19 protein-coding genes are annotated in these 18549 nt (G+C 23.5%); 10 read left to right on the top strand and 9 right to left on the bottom strand.

All coding sequences use genetic code 4. The features are described 5' to 3' along the window. Window positions 1-22 precede the first annotated feature (22 nt). Complete coding sequence (locus AACL05_RS08240; RefSeq protein WP_338985991.1) at window positions 23-1372, top strand: hypothetical protein; 1350 nt, start codon at window positions 23-25, stop codon at window positions 1370-1372. 47 nt (window positions 1373-1419) lie between these two features. On the opposite strand, the gene AACL05_RS08245 is transcribed toward AACL05_RS08240, so the two are convergent. Together AACL05_RS08245 and AACL05_RS08250 are read right to left on the bottom strand one after the other, a co-directional pair. Continuing rightward, entirely contained in the window at window positions 1420-2685 is a 1266-nt protein-coding gene (locus AACL05_RS08245; protein ID WP_338985992.1) for a VirB4 family type IV secretion system protein, read from the bottom strand. Continuing rightward, the gene (locus AACL05_RS08250; protein WP_338985994.1) at window positions 2670-4067 is read right to left on the bottom strand and encodes a hypothetical protein; all 1398 of its coding nucleotides are present in this window, start codon (window positions 4065-4067) and stop codon (window positions 2670-2672) included. Before AACL05_RS08250 ends, AACL05_RS08245 begins: the two co-directional genes overlap by 16 nt. A gap of 102 nt (window positions 4068-4169) precedes the next feature. On the opposite strand from AACL05_RS08250, the gene AACL05_RS08255 reads away from it, so the two are divergent. From AACL05_RS08255 to AACL05_RS08290, 8 genes are all read left to right on the top strand, one after another. Beyond that, the gene (locus AACL05_RS08255; RefSeq protein WP_338961393.1) at window positions 4170-4973 is read left to right on the top strand and encodes a hypothetical protein; all 804 of its coding nucleotides are present in this window, start codon (window positions 4170-4172) and stop codon (window positions 4971-4973) included. A 522-nt stretch (window positions 4974-5495) separates the two neighbouring features. Then, window positions 5496-5936 (top strand): hypothetical protein, encoded by a 441-nt coding sequence (locus AACL05_RS08260; RefSeq protein WP_338985996.1) that lies wholly within the window; start codon window positions 5496-5498, stop codon window positions 5934-5936. A gap of 72 nt (window positions 5937-6008) precedes the next feature. Then, entirely contained in the window at window positions 6009-6959 is a 951-nt protein-coding gene (locus AACL05_RS08265) for an IS30 family transposase (protein WP_338960236.1), read from the top strand. Next, on the top strand, window positions 6960-7517 hold the full coding sequence (locus AACL05_RS08270) for a hypothetical protein (protein WP_338985997.1): 558 nt from the start codon (window positions 6960-6962) through the stop codon (window positions 7515-7517). Window positions 7518-7644: 127 nt separating this feature from the next. Beyond that, entirely contained in the window at window positions 7645-8007 is a 363-nt protein-coding gene (locus tag AACL05_RS08275; RefSeq protein ID WP_338985998.1) for a hypothetical protein, read from the top strand. Between the two features lie 285 nt (window positions 8008-8292). Further along, entirely contained in the window at window positions 8293-8889 is a 597-nt protein-coding gene (locus AACL05_RS08280) for a hypothetical protein (RefSeq protein WP_338961399.1), read from the top strand. Between the two features lie 39 nt (window positions 8890-8928). Further along, a complete protein-coding gene (locus AACL05_RS08285) occupies window positions 8929-9312 on the top strand; it encodes a hypothetical protein (RefSeq protein ID WP_338961401.1) in 384 nt (127 codons plus the stop codon). Window positions 9313-9456: 144 nt separating this feature from the next. Further along, complete coding sequence (locus tag AACL05_RS08290) at window positions 9457-10665, top strand: hypothetical protein (RefSeq protein WP_338986000.1); 1209 nt, start codon at window positions 9457-9459, stop codon at window positions 10663-10665. A 74-nt stretch (window positions 10666-10739) separates the two neighbouring features. Here the strand turns inward: AACL05_RS08290 and dnaB are convergent, their stop codons facing one another. The 7 genes from dnaB to AACL05_RS08325 form a co-directional block, all read right to left on the bottom strand. Continuing rightward, window positions 10740-12080, bottom strand: a complete 1341-nt coding sequence (gene dnaB / locus AACL05_RS08295) for a replicative DNA helicase (RefSeq protein WP_338961405.1) — start codon at window positions 12078-12080, stop codon at window positions 10740-10742. 2 nt (window positions 12081-12082) lie between these two features. Beyond that, the gene (gene rplI / locus AACL05_RS08300) at window positions 12083-12526 is read right to left on the bottom strand and encodes a 50S ribosomal protein L9 (protein ID WP_286641879.1); all 444 of its coding nucleotides are present in this window, start codon (window positions 12524-12526) and stop codon (window positions 12083-12085) included. Window positions 12527-12558: 32 nt separating this feature from the next. Continuing rightward, window positions 12559-14556, bottom strand: coding sequence for a DHH family phosphoesterase (locus AACL05_RS08305; protein WP_252320081.1), 1998 nt, complete (start codon window positions 14554-14556; stop codon window positions 12559-12561). A gap of 187 nt (window positions 14557-14743) precedes the next feature. Then, on the bottom strand, window positions 14744-14974 hold the full coding sequence (gene rpsR / locus AACL05_RS08310) for a 30S ribosomal protein S18 (protein WP_338961409.1): 231 nt from the start codon (window positions 14972-14974) through the stop codon (window positions 14744-14746). A gap of 12 nt (window positions 14975-14986) precedes the next feature. Further along, window positions 14987-15490, bottom strand: coding sequence for a single-stranded DNA-binding protein (locus AACL05_RS08315; RefSeq protein ID WP_338961411.1), 504 nt, complete (start codon window positions 15488-15490; stop codon window positions 14987-14989). Between the two features lie 30 nt (window positions 15491-15520). Beyond that, complete coding sequence (gene rpsF / locus AACL05_RS08320; RefSeq protein ID WP_338961413.1) at window positions 15521-16048, bottom strand: 30S ribosomal protein S6; 528 nt, start codon at window positions 16046-16048, stop codon at window positions 15521-15523. Window positions 16049-16239: 191 nt separating this feature from the next. Next, window positions 16240-16839 carry a deoxynucleoside kinase gene (locus AACL05_RS08325; protein ID WP_252320085.1) on the bottom strand — a complete coding sequence of 200 codons (600 nt, stop codon included), beginning with the start codon at window positions 16837-16839 and terminating at the stop codon, window positions 16240-16242. 391 nt (window positions 16840-17230) lie between these two features. On the opposite strand from AACL05_RS08325, the gene AACL05_RS08330 reads away from it, so the two are divergent. Next, window positions 17231-18226, top strand: a complete 996-nt coding sequence (locus tag AACL05_RS08330) for a hypothetical protein (protein ID WP_338961415.1) — start codon at window positions 17231-17233, stop codon at window positions 18224-18226. Window positions 18227-18549: the final 323 nt, after the last annotated feature.

The raw sequence follows: 18549 nt of genomic DNA on the forward strand, positions 1-18549 counted from the left end.
CATACTAAAAAAGGGATAAATGATGAATGATCAAAACAATGATGAGTACTCTTTAATTTTATTAGGTAATGGGTTTGATAGGTCATTAAATCAGCCCACAACGTATAAAGATTACACAAATTGAGTAAAAGATGAATATATTAAAAACACTGTAAAATCTTATGAAAAAAAACAAATAATAAAAAAATCTTATGAATTTATAGAAGAATTTGAAAAATGAAAACAAATTAATAAAGTCAATGAAAAAGAACTTTTATGATCTGATCTTGAAACAGATTTATTAACTTTTTTTAATGAAAAACATAATGACTTAATCAATAAAAGTAAAATACCCAATACTAAAAAATTAAAAATAAAAAGGACAGATTGAGAAAAATTAATCTATAGCTATTCTAGATTTTGTTTTTTAATGCAAACATACTATTTAATAATAGTAAATAAAATAAAAGATAAAAAAACAAAAGATAGTATTATTAAAAAAATTAAATTATTTGATAGTAATGAAATTGCAGGAAACAATAAAGTTATTTCAGTAATTTCATTAAATTATACTTTCCCCTATGAATTTGTAAATAAAAAAGATGACTTTCAAAATAAGACTAAAGTATCTAATAAAATTTATTTATTACACTATACTGTTTTTACAAATAATTTATTTGATTTTTCATGATCATTATTAAATAATTTAAACACAGGAACCTTTCTTAAAAAATTTAAAAAATTTGGGAAAGTTAATGAATTTACCAATTTATCTTGCGGTTTTATTAATTCTGATAATAGAGGCAAGATATCTAATCCAGTAACAAAAACTTCTTTTAAACCAAGTAAAGAAATGAATCTAAATCAAATAATAGAAGATTTAAAATTAAAAATAAATAATAAATTAAATTTGATTGAAGATAATAAATTAGAAAATATTAAGCAAATAATATCAGAAATTAATGTACAAGAATTCATAGAAGAAAATGAACAGGATTGAACTAAATATAATGTCACTTTGATACCTGAACATCATTTTTTTCAATCTTTAATATTGGGTAACGAAAGTGTTACTAATGAAAAATTACTTTTTTTGTCAAAAAGTAAAGGTGATTTTTTATGTGTTGAAAATTATCCTAAAACAATATTAAATTTAATAGAAAATAAGATAGAAGACTTAAAAGTTCAAACTGGTTTCATTGATATTTTTGGTTATTCTTTTGGAACTGCTGATGTTACAGTAAATGAATGATTATTAAATAAACTTAAAAATGGTTGAAAAATTAATTTATGTTTTTGAGAAGAACAAAAAGATTATCCATGTGTTAAAGAAACTGAAGAAAATTTTAAAAAAATGTTTCCAAATTTTTCATATCAAAAGAAATTTTGATAAACAAAAATAGCCCCAGATAACTAAATAAAGTTATCTGGGGCTATTAATTATTTTATATTATCAAATGCTTTAAATTCACTATTTAAAATACTAATATTCAAGCAATAACGTTCATAACTGTGAACAATCATTAATGCGTCGCCCTTACCTGCTCGTTGAATAAAATCTGTTTCTTCAGGTGAAAGACCTCCATATGATTGATATAATAATTTAACATCATTCAAATCACTAGGAGCAAGATTAAAAATAAAAGTATATTGGGTATTATTAATCATGGCTGTTGTTTTCTTTTTAATATCTTCAGTACCTGTAAAGTCATTAATATTTTGAGTTGTAATAATAATTCCAGCATGATACTTACGACAACGTTTTACCATTTGATACATAAAATTAAGAGCTACAGGGTTATCTTTATCAATCGCTAAGTGAGCTTCATCAATAACGATGATTAATTCTTTATCCTTTTTAAATCGATTACGTTTAACCTCACCTTTAATAAAAGCAAGAACTAAGTATAACTGAGCAGCTATAATTTTAGGAATATCTTGATCGAATAATGTTCAAACATCATAAACAACAAATTGATTATTAAAATTTAATGTTGTATGACCGTTTCATAATTTACTATATTGACCATCATTACAAAAGTCATACTGAATAATATCCATTAATTCATTTAAGGTTTTATTTGGCTTTTCTTGGTAACTATGACAAATAGTCTCATATAAATTTTGGAAGGTAGGAAATTGTCCTGGTTTCAATTTACTAATATCAGTAGCATTAGTAATTTGAAATTTAGTATATGTTTTTTGAATTTCATTAATTAAGACTCGTAATTCTCTTTCTTTTAAATCATGATATAGGGTTCTAAATCATTGCGTTAATGTTCGTAGATGATTAGATACTGGAGCTTCATTAATTTCATCAAAGTTTTCAGTTGTAGCTTCATCTAATTCTTTAAAATTATTATCTAAAACTTGTAAAGGATTAATACGACCGATAGTGGCATTACCAATATCAATTCATTGACCTTTGTAATAGTTACATAAGTTTTGATACTCACGTTCAGGATCAATAACAATAACAGTTCGCCCCATGTTTAAGTGAAAAGCAATTTCTTTTTTAGTTAAAGTAGATTTACCACTACCACTAGTACCAATGATAATTTGATTATGATTCTTACGTTTATCATTAAGCATAAATTGGTCGAATAACATTGCATCATTAGTTGTGTTTTCACCTAAATATAACCCTTTATAGTCGTTTAAACCACCATTTAACAATGGGAAAGAACTAGCTACTGTTCAAAACAAGGCATTTCACGACCATTCTTAAAGATTAATGGAACATTAGGCTTAGGTAATACGGCACTAAAACCTAGTAATTGTCGATAAGTTAAAGGGTTGACTTCCATATCTAATTCTTTTAGTGAATTTTTTAATCGAGCACGTGATTCAACTAAACTATTTAAACTTGTACCGTAACTTAAAAATAATAAATTAACATTTTTAACTATTTCACTACCACCAGCAATACTATCACTTAAAGCTTCATAGGCATTAATTTGATATTCAACTTCTCGACTAGTCATATTTGATTTTGTTCGATAGTGTTTAACCTTAGAGTTATTAATTGCTTTATCTAAAGCTTTCTTAATACTTTTGTTTGATAATGGATAAATATTTCAAATAATAGTTTGCTCATTAGAAGAGAGATAAGCTCCTCAGCCACTACGTGGTTCAAAAGGATATTCTTGAATAATATCAATGCCATAGTACAATTTATCAGCTGTTATGTGGTCTTTAGATATAGTAAATTCTTTAAATGATAAAATGTTTTCTAAATTATTTTTATGACATTTAAATTGCTTTAAGGTAATAGACTTACTATAAGGATTATAAATTGAATTAATAGTATTAACTAGTTGAAAGTTAGTTAATTGTTCACAACCAAAACCATTATGTTGTAACTTAGTAGTTACTTGTTGGCAATAGCTTTCAAGTTCACTAATAGTTACGCCATAAACAAAGAAAAAGAATGCTTTTCTTGTTTTAATAAAATTATCACTATTAATTTGTTGTGATTGTAAAGCTTCAATCTGTTCTTGTAATTGTTGATATTGCGAGCTACCAACTTCACATGCTTTTAATTGTTCTTGGTAATAAGTTATTGTTTCACTAAAATTAATCGGTAAATCAATTTTCATCATTGTAATTGGAAAATCACAGTATTTAAAAGTATCTTGTAAATCTTGGATTTTTAACATTTGTGTTTCTGGATTTAATAGACTTAAATTAAAACCTTTAACTTCAAATCCTGCAACATAATATTCATAGTCACCTAATAATTGAGTTTTAATAAAGTATTCTTTTACTGCACAATCATAAGGAACTAACAAACTAGTATCTTGTTTAGTTTTTTCTTGATATTTTCTGGGAGCAATTAAATATTTGATTCATAATAAAATAACTTCTCAACCTCTTAAATGTCCCATCATTGGACAAATTAAAGGTGCTACTAAAAATGAACCAAAGAGAAAGATTGGAATTCGAATATATCATTGTAGTGGCAAAGTTAAAAATATTGCAGCCGCTAACACAATTCATATTATTGCTAATACGAATTCAATAATTGATATGCCACGAAAGAACTCTAAGCGAGTTCGACGAATAGCTTTTGGGATTAAATTTTGCATATTAATCCTCCTTTCTGAAATAAAAAATAAGGTTATATTTAACCTTATTATTTGCGATAATAAACATATATAAATTCATATTTGAAACCGAGGAATTATAAAGTGTTAAATTTAAATAAACTTGAAGATTATATAATTGCAATTTTACTAACTTTTGAAAATAGAAAAAAATCTATCAATAGTTGAGATTCTGATTATTTAATTGAAAACATCATTATTAATCAATTTTATAAATTTTTTAATGAAATAAACTTTCAAAATACAAATGCAATGAATTTAAGAAGTATTATTGAGTCAGAAATTAGTGGAGTAGCAAAAAATATAAGAAATTTAAATAAAAAATTAGGCATTGAATATATTTCTGAAGAATTTTTAGATCAACATCATAAAGAACTCAATCAAAGACTTTCGAATAGAGATTCACTTAAACAATTATTTAATGAATGAATAGAAATAAATGCTTTTCTAAATAACTTAAAATCGGATAAAACTAATATTAGAGAATTAGAATTTGGAAACAAAAATGAACAAATAATCAATTATGCTAATAACATATATTCTATAAATAAAAGATTTCTTAAGAAAATAAATCAAGTACTTGTTAATAAAGAAGAAAAAAAATATACTTTAGACTATTTAAAAGTATTGATTTCAAATGATATCGCTCATCCAGATTTAAATATTCTAAAAAAATACATTGATTTAAATAAGGAAGTAATTGACGAAATAATAAAATTTAATAATAAAAAAAATAAAGATAAATTTAGGAATGACCCAGAGCATAATGATTTTATTACGAATTACTCTTATAAAGAGTGCTTATTTTATCTTTTCATTCAGTCATTACTTTCTCTTTTTATTACTAAAATAATTAATTTAATACCTCCTAGTTTGTGGCCTTATTAATAAAAAATATTTATTTTGCATTTTTATTATTTTTATTTCGTTTTAATCCGCCAATACCTTTTTTCTTGCGATGGTATCTTAAATAACCAACTCCTATAATAAGAAGAATTGAGCCAAATACTACAAAGATAATTCATGTTGTACTAAAGCTACTACTATTATGATTAGGGTCTGGAACTGGGGTTGGAGTTGGGGGAATGGAGGAATTGGTGGGTCAGGTGGTGCTGGTGGAGCTTTAGGATTATTAATTAGTTGTAAGATTGTGTGCCATTAATACATTTTAGTGACTTGTCTTGATCAAAAATAGTGATGTTTAAATTAACCCAAGTTTTACTTGTTAAAAATTGTTTTAAGGTTGCATCATTTAAATTTATTAAAATTAATTAATATGGAAAAAATATTGAAAAAAATATAAAATTTGATAATCTTTAATCATAAACATATAAGTTTTAAAAAACCTATTACTTTATTTAAAAGTAAATAGGTTTTTTATTTAGAAATATATTAAAGGAGAAAATAAAGATGTTAGATTTTGCTAAATATTTTGATTTACAAAGTGATGGTGAATATTTTGATTCAATCATGAAAAATATAATTAAAGAAAATAGAAAAAATGAAAATGTAGTTAATATTTCAGAAGAGGAATTAATATTAAAAGAAACTAATGATTTCAAAGAATTTAAATCACTAATTGAAAAAGAAATTAAAATGTTTATTTTTAATGATGTAAAAAAAACTCTACAAGAATGAAAAATAAAAAATTTTAAAAAAATTTATGCTCTTGAAGAAAGAGGAATAAAATATAGTCGTCAAAATTATCCAGATCAAATATTTCAAACTCACTATGCTATTTATCAAAGAATTAGTGAATATTTTAATAATGATTATAATACTTTGATAATTTCTGAAATTTTAAAAAATTTAAAAGAATGCTGAGTTATACTTGTAAGTGCAAGTAAATAAAATTGCAAAAAATTCTCATATAAAAATTTCATAATGCTAAATTTAGTTTAGAAAAAAGTAAGGAGTTTTTATATGAGTTATAAACATCTTGGCATAGATGAAAGGATTTATATTGAGAATCAATTGAAATTTAAATTTAAAATTAGTGAAATAGCTAAAAATCTTAATCGAAGTATTAGTACTATTATTCGAGAAATTAATAGAAATAAAGATAATAATCATTATTTTTCATTAATTGCACAAAATAAAGCTGAAAATCGAAAACAATCACATATTAGTTTTCATAAGTTTAAAAATAAGAATTTAGTAAAATATGTACAACAAAAATTACTATTAGGTTGATCACCTGAACAAATTTATGGCAGAATTAAAAATTTTCATAAAGAGTGAGTTATTAGTTTTAAAACAATTTATACTTGAATTTATTTTGGAATGCTTGATAAAGTTACTAGTAAAAATTTAAGAAGAAAAGGTAAAAAACGAAAATCTAAAGAAAATCGTGGCAAGTTTAATGGTAAATCAATTAAAGAACGAGATATAAATGTTAATGATCGTATAACACTTGGTCATTGAGAAGGAGATACTATAGTATCATCACGAGGTAAAAGCAAATCATGTTTAATAACTTTAGTTGAAAGAGTATCACGATTTACTTTAGCAATATTAGTTAAAAACAGAACTACTAAAGTTATTAATAAAAATGTTAGTTATTATTTATCAATTCTTCCTAAAAACATTGTTAAAACTATTACTTTTGATCGTGGCAAAGAATTTTCAAATTGACAACAACTTGAAAAAAATTTAGATATAAAAATTTATTTTGCCAATCCATATTCACCTTGACAAAGAGGTACTAATGAAAATACTAATGGTTTAATTAGAGAAAAATTTCCTAAAAAATTTATTTTTTCAAAAACTAATAAAAATGAAGTTCATAAATTTATATTGTCTTTAAACCAAAGACCAAGAAAAATACTAAATTATCTTTCACCAATCGAATATTTGGATAGAAAAATAATTTAGTTGCACTTACCTTTACAATTTAGCGAATTAGAAAAAATCTATAAAGAACTTAATAAATTTGATGATGTTTTTACTGATAATTGTTTTTTATTAGAAGAACTATTACCAGAATTTCAAGAAAATACAAGTAAAAATAGTATGAATGAAATGCAAAACAGAAAAAGAAATATTAAACAATTGGCAAAAGAAAATGAGCAAGAAAATGAAGAATGAGATATAACAGAAGAAGATGAAATTAAAGAATTAAAAAGTAACAATACTAATAGAAAAATTGCTCTTTATGAATTATTAAATAAAAAACTTGATGAGAAAAAGAAACTTAAATTTAAACCTTGAAATAATGCTAAACGTAAACAAATTGATCAAGAAATTACAAAAATTAAAAAAGAATTACAAACTATTGAAGAACATGAAGAAAATGAAAACAATAAAGTTATTGAACAAATAATTACCGAAATTAACCAACTACAAGTTCAACCTTCAATTAACACAGATGATGATATGAATAATTATTATGATGAACAAACAACTATTCAAAAACAATCTTCAACTTTATAAAAAGTATTACATTAAATGTAAAATAGAACAAGATACAAATTTGAATAATTTTTTAAATTCAGAATTTAATGTTGAAAGTTTTAAAAAAGTCTTCAAAACTATAATTTTGATATTTTTTAAATATGAATTGTTTGAATTTAAGACATTATTAAATTTCTATCCAAATTTAAAATCTGAAGCAAATGCTTATGAAAACTTTAGTAATAAAATAATTGATTTGTGTTTGAAAAATGATTCATTGAAATTAAAAATTATTAAAGAATATACAAAAGTAGTTGAAGAAATTGTTAAAAAATCAATAACAGTAGCAGAAGATTGAAATAATGCATCTATAAATTTTACTGAAACTATTTTAAGTAAAATATTATGAAAAGAAATACCATTTTATTCACAATGAAATAAAACAGATATAGATTTTATTAATCAAGAAAATAGCAAAGTTTCAACAAGTAAAGGTCAAAGTTCTAGTAATAAATTACAAAAAATATAAATCTTAGATACTTTTAAACTTTAGACATATTACGCAACTAATTAATTTTAAAAATTGAAAAAATATTTAATATTTTACTTCATTAATTGATTTATAGTAGTGTTTGGAGAAATTATAAGGTAGCGATGTTATTAATTTTTATCCATATATAATTTCATATATCCTTGAAATGAAATGAAATAAATTACCTTTTATACACTGAAAAAAGTTTTAAAAATATTATAATAAATAAATGATATATTTGAATATGTCACCATAAATCTAAAAATTTTAAAGAGGTATAAAATGAAAAGAATATTAAATATTTTAAGTTGTTTAACATTTAGTGCATTAACTACTATTAACATTAACGCTTGTGACTTTTTTGATAACAACCCTCACAAATCAAAATCTTTGTACGAAAATGAAGAATGATTTAATGGCACAAGTTCTCAATATGAAGGCAATATTGTAGACAATATCAATATAATGTCTTGAAAAAAATATCATTTAGATTGACAATCATTTATTAAAAAGTATCAATTGTTAAATTTTGATGATAAAGCAATTATTAAAGTTGAAACTGCCACATATAAAAACTGTATATGACATAATTTACCATCTCAAATTACAGGACCTAACTTATCAGTTAATACAGCAAAAATTAACACATCAAGTAACACAAATGATGAAAAAAACAAAATTTGTTGAAATATAGAATTTATGTATTATTATGGCAGTTGATTTACTCCGTTAGTTTTTATTCATATATATGCTCAAGCATTTTTTTGATATAGTAATAATGGCAATATATATTTATCTATTCATTTAAAAGAAGAATCAAAAAATGCTGTAGAAGGAGCACACTTTAAATTTCAAATAAATAGTACATATTTAAGCTAAATTTATTAATTATAATAATGAAAAGGGGACAATATAACAATGAATGATGAAGATGAAAAATGTGACTTAGAAGTTAAATCAATTTTAGAAAAACAATATAAAAATGATCAAATCAAAGAGTTCTTAGTAAAACTTATAAATTCAAAAAAAGAAGAAAATAAATTTTATAGTAACTTAGAATTACTGGCGGATGTTTCACTATATTATAAAAAAATTAAAAAAACTGTTAAAATAACAAATAATATTTTGGAAATAATAAGCAAAATTTTAAAATTAAATGATACTGAAATAAATAATTTTTTAAGTTTAAGTTGAAATAAAATTCAAGAAATAACTACAGAAAAAATCATAAATATCGAAGAAATTAATGATTTATTAAATGAACCTTTTGTAAATACTTCATATATTAATCAAAAAATTTAATATAGATTTCTAATTTAATATCTTTCTAAAATACTTATATTAACTTCATAAATAACACTCAAAAGTATTATAAATACTATTTTATTTTTGAAATAATGTAAAATTATTTTATAAAAGGGTTAAAGTTTGAAAAAGGGGTATTTTATGAAAAATTTAAAAAGTATACTATCAATTGTAGATGTTTTAGGATTTACAGCAGCAACAACAAGCAATGTCTCTGCATGTATAAGTAATATAACAAGTAATTTTCAAGAAATAACAAATTGAAAAGAAAATAATGGTGAAATTCAAAGCTTAGTTAATAATAAAAATACTATTTATGCAGGAACCAAAACTGGTGATGACAAAGGTAATTTATTTAAAATTACAAAAGATGACACAACAACACCTTTAACAAATTGAAAAGAAAGTAATGGTAAAGTTCAAAGTTTATTAAATGTTAATGATACGATCTATGTTAGAACAAAAACTGGCGATGGCAAAGGTAATTTATTTAAAATTACTAATGATGATACAATAACAGCACTATCTAAATGAGATGAAAACAACGGTGAAATATGTAGTCTATTAAACATTAATAATACTATTTATGCAGGCACAAAAACTGGTGATGGCAAAGGTAATTTATTTAAAATTACTGATGATGATACAATAACAGCACTATCTGATTGAAAAGATACTAATGGTGAAGTTCGTGGTTTACTAAATGTCAATGGCACAATTTATGTTGGAACTAAAACAACACCCGTTGATAATGTATATACAGGAAAGTTAATTAAAATTACAAAAGATGACACAATAACAGCACTATCTGATTGAAAAGATACTAATGGTGAAGTTCGTGGTTTACTAAATGTCAATGGCACAATTTATGTTGGAACTAAAACAACACCCGTTGATAATGTATATACAGGAAAGTTAATTAAAATTACAAAAGATGACACAATAACAATATTATCAAAATGAAATGTAAACAATGGTGAAATTTATAGTTTAACTACTTCAACAAACGAAAATATTTATATCGGAACTAAAACTGGTGATGGTCAAGGATATTTATATAAAGTTAAAGAAGATGGTGAAAATACAGTAGTAACTAACTGAAAAGATACTAATGGTGAAGTTTTAAGTCTAGTTAATGATAATAATACAATTTTTGTTGGAACAAGAACTACTGATGGTAAAGGAAGATTATTTAAAGTTGTCTATACAGTAGCAATTGGTATTTTTAGTTGAAGTAGCAGTGGTGGTGAAGTACATAGTTTATTAAATATCAATGGTATTGTTTACGCTGGAACTAAAATTAATGATAATAAAGGAAAACTATTTAAAAGTTTAAATCCAGAAGGATAATAAAAACTAATTAATTTAATTTATTAACTTCTTTTAAAAAAACCTAAAATTAAATTTTAGGTTTTTTATTATTTTTATCCTGTATAATTTTCAAACTTACCTCATTTTGGAATAAAAACAGTTACTACTTTTCCTGTCGGGCCGTTTCGATGTTTAGAAATAAGAATTTCAGCAAGATTACTTTCTTGTGAACTTGTTGTTTCTTCTCTATTTTTTTCCTTATAATAATCATCACGATATAAAAACATAATTACATCAGCATCTTGTTCAATAGCCCCTGACTCACGTAAATCAGACATTAAAGGGCGTTTTTCTTCACGTCTCTCCACCATTCTTGATAATTGTGATAAACAAACAATTGGTACTCTTAATTCTCTTGCCAAAATTTTTAAACTACGAGAAATATTTGAAACTTCTTGTTGACGTGATTCACTATCTCTACCAGTTAATAACTGTAAATAATCAATAATTACTAACTTAATGCTATTTTCACGACTTAATTTTCTTAATTTAGTTTGCAACTCTAAAACTCTTAAACCAGGTGTATCATCAATAATAATTCTTTTTTGTTTCAATTGCTCAGCAGTAGCACTAATACGATTTCAATCAGCCTGTGTAAATTTAGACTTATTACGTAAACGATTAGCATCAAAATGTCCTTGACAAGAAATCATTCTTGTAATTAATTGATCTTTTGGCATTTCTAATGAAAAAATAACAACAACATCGTTTTTATTATCTTGTTCATTAGCAGCATTTAAAGCAAAATTAAGTGCTAAGGCGGTTTTACCCATTGAAGGTCTAGCTGCTAAAATAATTAAGTCACCTCGTTGAAAACCACTAGTAATCATATCCAAATTGTTAATACCTGAACTTGTACCAGTAATATTAACTGTTGATTTTTGTAGTTGTTCAATTTTAGTTACCACATCATCAATGTGTTCACTAATTGGCAACATCTCTTCATGATTACGTTCACTACTTACTTGTACAATTTGAGCTTCAGCAGCAATTAAAACTTCATTAATTGACTTTTCACTTTGTAACTCTTTACCAATATTTTTTAAAGCATTTTCTAATTGTCGTTTAGTAGTTCTTTCAATCAAAATATCAATGTGTTCTTTTAAATTAGCATCAGTAATATATTGAGCCACTAAAGAAGATAAATATTCAATTCCACCAATTTTATCCAAATTATTTTGCTTAACTAATTCTTCGGCAATAGTTGTTACATCAATACCAGAATTATTTTTATAAAGATTGGTAATTGTTTTAAAAATAATTTGATTAGAATTAATTGTAAAGTCATGTGGTGCCAATAAATTTAATGCACTTTCACATGCTGGTGATGATTGAATCATCGCACTTAAAACATTAACTTCTGCATTATTTATATATTGACTATTGTTAGACATAATTATTCTCCTAAAACTTCAACCTTTAATTGTGCAATAATTGTAACATCTAATTTAATATTAATGTTAGTTATACCTAATTCATTAATAGGATTAAATTTAACAAATTTATGTTTATCAATTTTAATGTTATATTTTTGCACTAGTTGTTCACAAATTTGTTTTGAAGAAATAGCACCAGAAACTTTACCATTATTACTTTTTAATTTAAATTGTAAAGTAATTAAAGCTAATTGTTCTTTAATTTTTTGTAAATCTTCTAATTCCATTTCTCGTTGTATTTTTTTATTTTCAATTACTTTTTGATTAATTTTTAATGCTTCTGATGTAGCAATTACAGCTAATTTTCTAGGTAATAAATAATTTTTACCATAACCATCACTAACATTAACAACTTCACCTTTTTTACCATAATTTTTAACATCCGTTAAAAGTACAACTTTCATTGTAAACATCTCACTTTCTATTTTAATAATTTTTAATACCTTTCAGTAGTAGCACTCTCACTTTGATATACACCACTTTCAATTAGTTTTACCAATTCATCATACAATGCTCTAATTCCCAATTTACTACTTTGGACAGCAGCAGCACTAAAGTGACCACCACCACCTAAGTTTTCACAAATAATTTGAACATTTATTTCACCGTTGCTTCGTGCTGATAAACAGGCACGTCCTTGACGATCATAAGCAATAGTAAATGATGCTTTACAATCACGTAAGTCTAACAACATTTCTGAAATTTGGGCTAAATATGAAGTATGTACTTCTAAGTTTTCATCACCAACAGCAACTAAAAATCCTTTTTTAATTTCTTGGGCGTGACTAATTAAAGCAAATTTATCAATTAGTTCATTTAAACTATTTTTCAATAATCCTTTAACTTTAGAAGGAGAAGCGCCTCAATCAGTTAATAATCCACAGGCTTCAAAAGTTCTTCTTGTTGTTCTTACTTGGAAATTATTAGTATCAATTAAAATACCTGCAAACATTATATTTCATAAAAATTCTGATTCAATATTATTAAAATCATTATAATAAATAATTTCTGTCATTGCTTCAGCTGTTGAAGAAGTTCCTGCATCAATATAAGAAGTAATGGTACTACTAATTGATTCATCAGAAACACGATGATGATCAATAACAATAATTTTTACAGCTTTACTTAATAAATCAGGACTATCAACGCGTTGCGGATTATGAGTATCAACAACAATTAATAAAGTATTTGCATGAAGAAATTTAAGTGCTTGTTTACCTGTAATAAAATTACGACTAATATAACTTTCAGGAACAAGTTCATGAAGAATTTTTAATGTTTTTTCATCAACTTCATTTTGATTAATAACATAATGAGCACTTTTATTTAAACTTTTAGCAATTTCAATAATGGCTGTTCCTGAAGAAATACTATCAAAATCAGCAGCTGCATGTCCCATAACTAAAATGTTTTCTGCTAATTTTATTTCATTATATAATGATTGTGCAAACATTCTAATATTAATTTTAGATTCTGATTGTTTTGCTTCAATAGTACCTCCAATAAAAACTGTATTACCACCAAATTCACGAATAACTACTTGATCACCACCACGATAAACTGCTAACTCTTTACTTTCAATAGCCAAATCATATAGATCTTTACTAATAGCATTACCATAAGAGAAACCAGCAGATAACGTAATATCTGCTTTAAATTTTTTAACACCTTCTCGAATATTTTTAATAAGTGGAAAGTTATCATTTCTTGCTTTATTAAATTCATTTTGATAAAGTAAAATATTGTAACCATCTTCAATATTACCTAATAATAAACCTGAATAATTATTAGCAAAATCATTTAATTCAGTTTTAATAAATGCTTCAACACGAATTTGATTCTCAACTCTTAATTTTTGTAAAGAATTATAAAAATTATCAATACTAATTACACCAAAAACTAATTTTTCTTGCTGTAATTTATTATATAAGAAATGATATTTAGTTGTTTCTTGTAACAAAATTGTTCTAGTTTGTACTAAATAAATAGCATCATAAAGCATATCTTCAATTTTAAGTGTAATTTGAGTAATATTATTACTAATTAATTGTTCTAAATCTCTTGATAGTTTAACAATTGATTTTCCAATTAATCTACCTAAACCTTTATCTTCTAAAAATTCACTTACTCACATAATTGATAAATCACTATCCAAAACAATCATACCAACACTACCAAAAGTTAAAGCTTGTGCATTATTTAATTTTATGATTTCGGCTGTGTTAATATAACGATGACGAATTCATAAACTAAATAAAAAAATATAAAGACAAACAATAATAAAATTACCTAAAACTAAACTTAAAATTACAGTAATAGTGACCACTTGTTCTGCTGTCTCAATATTAACAATAAAATAAGTCAAGCCAATTAAAATTTCAACTACTAATCAAACAATCATTATTAAATGATAATTTCTTAACGATTTGAACACTTTGTCACTTCCTTCTAATATTATTAATTATACTATAACACTAATACTAAAAACAGCCATTATCTTTTATGTAATATAATACTATTAAGGTCTTTTTATTTTAATTTTAAACTATTATTTAAAATAAAATATTTTTAAGATAAAAATAAATAAAAATTGAGTAAGATTTGTAAACTTACTCAATTTTTTATCTTGAATATCTTAATAATCCCATGATTTGGGCACGTTTTATATTTTTAGCAATTAAACGTTGATACTTTGGATTAGTACCTGTTGTTCTTGCTGGCAAAATTTTGCTATTATTACCCATAAATTTACTTAGTAATTCAATATCTTTATAATCAATATAAGTAATATTATTTTTAGTAATAAAACAAGATTTTCTTCTTGTAAAATTTCTTGGTTTACCAGTGTTCATAATTATCCTCCTTTAATTATTTAAATCTCAAATGATATCTTCTTCATCAAATTCTATATTTTGAATAGCAGTTTCTTTTTCTTGAAGCTGATTAGTATTAGTAAAGGCAATATCAGTACTATAATTAGGACTTTTAAAAGCATCATCTAAATGAATTTTATTCTCATCTCTTGGTTTTGAATAATTAATATTAGCATTATTATCACTACTATCTTTTTTACGATTATCTAAAAAAGTAACAGTTTGTGCAACCACTTCAGTAATATATAGTTCTTTTCCATTTTGATCGGTTGATTTTCTTACTGACAGTCTTCCTGAAACTGAAATTAAAGAACCTTTAACTAAATAATTAGTCATATTTTCAGCAACTTTATTTCAAGCCACACACGAAATATAATCAGCTTGATTTTGAATATTATTAACTGCAAGTGTAAAAAAAATAAAAGGTTTTCCTGTTGAAGTTTGATATAACTTTAAATCACGAGTGATTCTACCAATTAATGTAACAATATTCATTTTTTATCCTCACTTTTAACTTAGATTTTATTAATCTTTTTGTTCAGTATTCGATGCATTATTATTAGTATTTGTTTTTGAATTTTGGTAATTAGTTTTTGTACGATAAGATGATTCAGTACCAGCGATTGGTCTTGGTTTTCTTTCACCATTTTCATCACGATTATAAGAAGGACGATTTCCTGGTCTTGTTGGTCGAGAGAAAGAACTAGATTCTACTTGACGTTTTGGTTTAAACTTATTAACTTTTTCACTATCTAAATTAATAACTAAAAAACGCATTACGTCTAATTGTCTTTGTTTATTTAAAGCTACACGATTAAAGTTAGCAATGTTTTCTGGTGAAGTTAGCACTTCAATAATAAAATAATGACCCTTAACTTTTTTGTTAATAGGATAAGCAAATTGACGAATAGAATCTTGTTCTTTAGTAATTTTTCCAGCATTTTTAGTTAAAATTTCACAAAATTCTTTTTTAATTAATTGTGCTTTTTCTTGATTTTGATCATCAACGATGTACATAATTTCATAATTATGCTTTTGTTTTAAATCTTCCAATGTTCGAAGACCTCCTTTTGGGCATATGGCTCTGATGAGCAAGGAGTAAATATATTAAGTTTGATTTTTAAATATTTGACTCATACAATATTATAACGTAATTACCTTTAAAGTAAAGGAAAAATAACAATAATTATTAATATAACATGAGAAAAAATGACTAAATAAAAATTTGATTTCAATAAGAAATTTTATTTTATATAATCAATTATTTTTTGTACTATTTCCTTAGGAGTTAAATCATTAGTGTCAATTACTAAAAAATTAAAGTTATTTTTTTCTTTTTCATATCACTGTTCATATTTTTTATTTAATAAACTTCAGTATTCATGAGGTACATGTTTTTCTGATTCACGACCACGAAGGTTTATGCGTTCAATTGTGTTTTCAAGATTTGCTTTTAAATAGACAATTAAATCAGGCTTAATTTGTGGATCAAAATAAAGTGATGAAATAATAACATTATTATAAAAATTTAAATACACTTCATAATCTCTATCATTCATATTGTTTTGAGCTTTTAATACCTCAACAAAAATAGGATCTTCTAAAATACTACGATCAAAAATAACATTGTTAAAATTTTGTGCTTCTTTTAATTGTTTACTTCGTGCCATCAGCATAAATACTTGCATTTTAAAAGCATATTCTAAAGGATTTTGATAAAAATCATCTAAATAGGGATTACTAGTAACTGGCTCGTCCATAATTTTATATTTTAATAATTTTGCTAATTCTCTACTAATAGTGCTCTTACCAACACCAACTACACCAGATAATACAATTTTCATTTTTTGCCTCCCATAATATATGATTATAATTAATTTATCTTAATATATAAATTTTCTCCCTCCAAATAAAAAAACATTTAATAAATTAAATTTTACTTTTACTAAAACTCGTTGCTTATATTTTCAAAGATTAACATAATATCAATTACATTTTTTGAAATTATTGATAATACACTTTCTTGATTCTACATACCCTTTAATAACTATATTTATCATAACATATAAATTTTACTCTAACTTAAATCTATTATTTTTAGTTAACTTCCATATTAGTATTTTTAAATTTATTATTTATATATGTATATTGTCCTTTATAGGTTAATTTTATAAAATTAATATGATAAAACCAAACTAATAATTTTGTACTATTAATAAATAGAGGTGAATTTGTATGAATAACGACTGAGAAACATTTTTTAATTCTTCTGTACTAAAAATGAAAAAAGCAATAATTTCTTATAATAACTTTTTAGAAGATGATAGACTAGAAAATTTTTATATTTTTGCACATATAGCTTTTAATAGACTATTTATAGCTTTTTGTATAAAAAATGATAAAAAATATAAAAATGATAAAAAACAAAAAATTAAATTTTTTAACGAATTGTCTAATATATTAAAAAAGGAATCTGTCATAACTTCTGATGCAAAAAAAATAATAGATTTATTTAATAATATAAGAAATGAAATACATCACAATATTCATAATAATATAGACGATAAAACAATAAATTCAATAGAAAATGTAAAATTTTTGACTAGTTTAATAAACTTGTACAAAAGAATAATTTTTGAAATTTGACCCGATTTTAAATTATATGAAAACATAATATATTTTAATAATGATAATAATAATAATTTTAATATACCATTAGAAAATACTTACATGATCAAAGTAAAAGAAATTATTAATAAAGAAGAATTGCAAAATTTCTTTAAAGAATATGCTAAAAATATTATCATAGCAAATCATGATAGTAAAAAAGAAAACAATATTATTCTAAAAAAAGATTTAGACCCTAATGAAATAACTAAAGAAGATCTTAAACCTTCAGAAGTAGTAAGTGAATTAAAAACTCAATTTGATTCAAAATTTAATAAGATAGATTTTACAAATATATTAAAATATTTTTGTGTTTTTTCTTTACCAAATGAAAATAGCAACTGAGAGCCTTGAAATATGTCTAATAATTATGAAAAATTAACCATATCTAATAAATTTAAAAACCATTGTTATAAATTAGACATTACAAAGAGTATTTTATATAAGAAATCTATAATTAAACTTTTACTTAATTTTTTACAAAAATATCCCAATAATTATAAAAACTTCTTGAAAGAACAAAAAAAATTTAATAATAAAGGTAATATAAATGATTTTTTATAATTTTTTTATTAATTTTAATTTAAAGTTTAATATTTTATTTAAACATTAAAACCTAAACTTTCCAAAAAATATTTCTTATATAGTAGGCAATAATAACGTAGAACCACAAACAATAAAATACATTATTAAAAATAAATTTATAAATAAGAAAAATTAATTTGTAAGATTATTAGCATTGACTATATAATATTAAATTTGAATTTATTTATTTCAAAAAATAAATTTTTAATAAAATAAATTATGATATTATTTTCTGAAATAAATAATAAATTACTAACAATGTAAATTTAGACTTTAAATTTATCAATTGTTATAATAAGAAT

The sequence above is a fragment of the Spiroplasma endosymbiont of Thecophora atra genome (assembly GCF_964019735.1).
In the GTDB taxonomy this organism is placed as follows: Bacteria; Bacillota_I; Bacilli_A; order Mycoplasmatales; family VBWQ01; genus Spiroplasma_E; species Spiroplasma_E ixodetis_A.